The organism is Rhizobacter sp. P2_H2 (assembly GCF_056403375.1).
Window position 1 is genome coordinate 1 of the sequence record NZ_JBFUFP010000973.1, and the last position, 2065, is coordinate 2065.

A 2065-nucleotide genomic window follows, 5' to 3' on the forward strand; every position below is an offset into this window, starting at 1 on the left:
CCCTTGATCTGCTCCCACAGCTTGCCGGGCTTGCGGTCGATCTTCTCGTAGTTGTCGCGGTAGGCCCCGGCGTTCATCGCGAACTTCATCAGCTTGGCGATCTCGTCGGCGGTCGGCCAGATGTCGCCCAGGTAGATGTCGCGCCCGCCCTTGCCCTTGCCCACCGGCTCGGTCATCAGGTCGCGCGTCGCGTTGCCGGCGATCGCGTAGGCCACCACCAGCGGCGGCGACGCGAGGAAGTTCGCCTTCAGGTTCGGGTGGATGCGCGCCTCGAAGTTGCGGTTGCCCGACAGCACCGCGGCGCACACCAGGTCGTTCTTCGTGATCAGCTCGTTCAGCTCGGGCGTCAGGTCGCCGGCGTTGCCGATGCAGGTGGTGCAGCCGTAGCCGGCCAGGTTGAAGCCGAGCTTGTCGAGGTAGGGCGTGAGGCCGGTCTTCTCGAGGTACTCGGTGACGATGCGCGAGCCGGGCGCGAGCGAGGTCTTGATGTGCTTCGCGACCGTCAGCCCGGCCTCCACCGCCTTCTTGGCCAGCAGGCCGGCGGCCAGCAGCACCGCCGGGTTCGAGGTGTTGGTGCACGAGGTGATCGCCGCGATCAGCACGTCGCCGTTGCGCACCTCCAGGCCGTCCTTGGTCGTGAACACCTGGTGCAGCTTCTCGGCCGGCTGGTTGAAGCCGTTGGCCGAGGTCGGCTTGCTGAACAGCTCGGTGAACTCGCTCTTCATCTTGCCGAGCTCGATGCGGTCCTGCGGGCGCTTCGGGCCGGCCAGCGACGGCGTCACCGTCGACAGGTCGAGCGAGACCTCCTTCGAGAAGTGGATGTCGCCCGACTTGGGCACGCCGAACATGCCCTGCGCCTTGAAGTAGGCCTCGAACGCATCGATCTCGGCCTTGGTGCGGCCGGTGCCCTTGAAGTACTCGATGGTCTTGCCGTCGACCGGGAAGAAGCCCATCGTCGCGCCGTACTCGGGCGCCATGTTGGCGATGGTCGCGCGGTCGGGCAGCGACAGCGTGCTGGTGCCCTCGCCGAAGAACTCGACGAACTTGCCGACCACCTTCTCGCGGCGCAGCAGTTCGGTGACGGTGAGCACCAGGTCGGTGGCGGTCACGCCTTCGCGCAGCTGGCCGGTGAGTTCCAGGCCGACCACGTCGGGCGTCAGGAAGTAGACCGGCTGGCCGAGCATGCCGGCCTCGGCCTCGATGCCGCCGACGCCCCAGCCGACCACGCCGATGCCGTTGATCATCGTCGTGTGGCTGTCGGTGCCGACCAGCGAATCCGGGTAGTAGATGCCGTCCTTCTTGTGCACGCCGCGCGCCAGGTACTCCAGGTTCACCTGGTGCACGATGCCGAAGCCCGGCGGCACGACGCCGAAGGTGTCGAAGGCCTGCATGCCCCACTTCATGAACTCGTAGCGCTCGTTGTTGCGCTGGAACTCGAGCTTCATGTTCAGGTCGAGGGCGTTCTTGGTGCCGTAGTAGTCGACCATCACCGAGTGGTCGACGACCAGGTCGACCGGCACCAGCGGCTCGATGGTCTTCGGGTTCTTGCCCATCGCCTGCGCGACGCTGCGCATCGCGGCCAGGTCGGCCAGCAGCGGCACGCCGGTGAAATCCTGCAGCACGACGCGGGCGACCACGAACGGGATCTCGTCGACGCGCTCGGCCGTCGGCTGCCAGTTGGCGAGCTGGGCGACGTGCTCCGGCGTGACCTTCTTGCCGTCGCAATTGCGCAGCACCGACTCGAGCACGATGCGGATCGAGATCGGCAGCTGGTTGACGTTCGGGTAGGTCTTGGCCAGCTCCGGCAGCGAGAAATACTGCCCGGCCTTGCCGGAACCGGTCTTCAGCGTCTTCAGCGTGTTCGAGAAGGCGTGGGACTTCTTCGTGGACTTGTCGTCTTGGGCCATGGGCAGCTCTCCGTGAGGGGTCATCGCAGGGGCGGGTCGGGCGATTGTGCCCCTGGGCGCAGCAAGATCCGTGACACCGCTCACGAAAACCCCATGCGATCACGGCCCTGAAGACCCCCCGGGGCGTGAAGTGAGCGGTATTCCTGCGCCTTTTGCCC

General features: G+C 66.5%; 1 protein-coding gene. It reads right to left on the reverse strand.

Annotated features, from left to right (window positions below; translation table 11 throughout):
• The coding region (locus AC1D15_RS28920; RefSeq protein WP_477828731.1) for an aconitate hydratase at positions 1-1907 on the reverse strand (1907 nt) is incomplete at its 3' end.
• Positions 1908-2065 lie beyond the last annotated feature (158 nt).